Origin of the sequence: Actinoallomurus acaciae, assembly GCF_042429965.1 — a bacterium.
Classification (GTDB): Bacteria; Actinomycetota; Actinomycetes; order Streptosporangiales; family Streptosporangiaceae; genus Actinoallomurus; species Actinoallomurus acaciae.
Window position 1 is genome coordinate 1 of record NZ_JBHLZP010000909.1, and the last position, 1,923, is coordinate 1,923.

The 1,923-nt window shown below is 74.4% G+C and carries 3 protein-coding genes; all 3 read left to right on the top strand.

The genetic code is table 11. The features are described 5' to 3' along the window. Positions 1-575 (top strand): zinc-binding dehydrogenase (locus ACFFNX_RS48765; protein ID WP_378213274.1); only part of this gene is annotated, 575 nt, incomplete at its 5' end. Between the two features lie 58 nt (positions 576-633). Further along, entirely contained in the window at positions 634-1,767 is a 1,134-nt protein-coding gene (locus ACFFNX_RS48770; RefSeq protein WP_378213275.1) for an acyl-CoA dehydrogenase family protein, read from the top strand. Next, positions 1,764-1,923 (top strand): SDR family NAD(P)-dependent oxidoreductase (locus tag ACFFNX_RS48775; RefSeq protein ID WP_378213276.1); only part of this gene is annotated, 160 nt, incomplete at its 3' end. The genes ACFFNX_RS48770 and ACFFNX_RS48775, both read left to right, overlap by 4 nt.

A 1,923-nucleotide genomic window follows, 5' to 3' on the forward strand; every position in this document is an offset into this window, starting at 1 on the left:
CGGCGGCCACCGCGTACGACGCGCTGACCGTGGCCGATGTGCCGGCCGGTGGGGTGCTGTGCGTGTTCGGCGAGGGCGGTGTCGGCACCGCCGTCGTCCATCTCGTCCGCGCTCTGGTCCCGGACGCGACGGTGGTCGCGGTCGTCCGCAGCGAGGCCACCCGGCGGCGCGTCGCGGAGCTGGGCGTCCCCGCGTTCACGGCCGGGCGGCTGAAGGAGCTGCGACGCGAGGTCGGCCCGGCCGACGTGGCGATCGACTTCACCGGTTCGCCGGAGACGCCCGCCCGGGCGGTACGGACGCTGCGCCCCGGCGGGCGGCTGGTGATCGGTTCGGTCACCCCCGGCGACCTCGACCTCGGCTGGATCACCTCGTTCGTCACCCGCGAGATCAGCGTGTCCGGCACCTACACGTCCACCATCGACGACCTGCGTCAGGTGGTCGCGCTGGTCCGCGACGGCCACCTCGACCTGTCCGGCATGGTCAGCCACCGGCTGCCGCTGGACCGGGCGGCCGAGGCGTTCGACCTGCTCGACCGGCGTCCCGACGGCCTGGTGCGGATCGTCGCCGAGCCCTGAAGCGGGCTTTGACCGAGGCCGAACCCGAAAGAGCCCGACAGAGAAGGAGAACTCCCCCGTGGCCGGCATCCCCGAGCTGAACGAATTCCGTGCCTTCTTCACCGGCGAGGTGGAGGCGGCCGCGCCGGAGATCGAGCGCACCGACCGGATACCGCGGGCCGTCCTCGACGGGGCGGCCCGGATCGGCGCGTACCGGCTGACCCTGCCCGAGGCCCACGGCGGCTTCGGCCTGTCGACGGTGGAGCTGCTGCCCTACCTGGAGGCCGCGGCGATGGGGCCGGGCGCCGGGCGGATGCTGGTGCACCTGTCCAACGGCATCTGGCGGCCGATCCTGCGGTACGGGGACGAGCGCCGGCGCGCCCTCGTGTCCCGGATCGGCTCCGGCGACGCCGTCGTGGCGTTCTGCCTGACCGAGGCCACCGCGGGGACCGGGCGCGACCTGCGCTCGCGTGCGGTGCGCGACGGCGACGGCTGGCTGCTGACCGGCGAGAAGCACCTCATCACGTTCGCCGACCGCGCCGACTGGTTCCTGCTCGTCGCCGCGAGCGACGAGCGGGCGGCGAAGGACTCCCTGACCGCGTTCCTGATCCCACGGGACACCCCGGGGTTCGAGATCGACGCGACCCAGCGCACCATGGGCCTGCACGGCACCGGCCACGCCTGGCTGCGGTACGACGGCATGCGCGTGGACGACGCGCACCGGCTCGGCGCGGTGGGTGAGGGCCTGGACGTGGGCCTGTACTTCCTCGACTACAGCCGCATCTCGCTGTCCGCGTGCATGGTCGGGCTCGGTGAACGCGCCCTCGACGAGGCCGCGCGGTTCGCGCTGCGGCGCGCCACCTTCGGCCGGCCGATCGCCGAACGCCAGGCGATCCAGGCGCACCTCGCCGACATGCGGGCCGACATCGACGCCGGGCGCGGCCTCGTACGACGGGCCGCGGAGGCGTTCGACCGGGGCGAGGAGGTGACCGCCGCAGCGTCCACCGCGAAGCTGTTCTGCCTCAACATGATCGGCCGGGTGACCGACCTGGCGCTGCGGGTGCACGGCGGGTTCGGCTACAGCGTGGCCGCGCCGATCGAGCGCGTCTACCGGGACGCGCGCGGCTTCTGGTTCGAAGAGGGCACGCAGGAGATCCAGCAGCTCGTCGTGGCCCGTCAGGTCCTGGCCGACGCGGCGGAGACCGGCCGATGAGCGGGCGGGTCGTGCTGGTCACCGGCGCCGCGTCAGGGCTGGGCCAGGCGGTCGTACGGCTGATGGCCGCGCGGGGCTGGGCGGTCGCGGCACTCGACCGCGCCGAGACGTCCGGCGACGACGGGGCGGCGCTGACGGTCACCGCCGACGTCCGCG